This is a genomic window from Erwinia sp. PME.40.26/001, from assembly GCF_055556675.1.
On record NZ_JBVHNP010000382.1, the window covers coordinates 1 to 242 of the forward strand.

Genomic DNA, 242 nt, shown 5'->3' on the forward strand with positions numbered 1-242 from the left:
TTGCTGACCCTGCCACGCCTGAGCTGGCTGGCCATGGCGGGCAATCCCTGGTGTGAAGCAGTGGAGGAAACGGCGGACCGCAACGCGCAAGTCGCGGCCATCGATTGGGATGATCTGGTCTTGGGCGAGAAGCTGGGGGAAGGCGCCTCAGGAGTGATCCACGCTGCCAGCTGGACCGTGGAGGAGGGGTCGCAGCCAGTGGCAGTGAAGCTCTTCAAGGTCGCTGTCACCAGCGATGGCCT

1 protein-coding gene is annotated in these 242 nt (G+C 64.5%); it reads left to right on the forward strand.

The window, feature by feature from the left end:
- The coding region (locus ACZ3HG_RS24635) for a hypothetical protein (RefSeq protein WP_465335132.1) at window positions 1-242 on the forward strand (242 nt) is incomplete at both ends.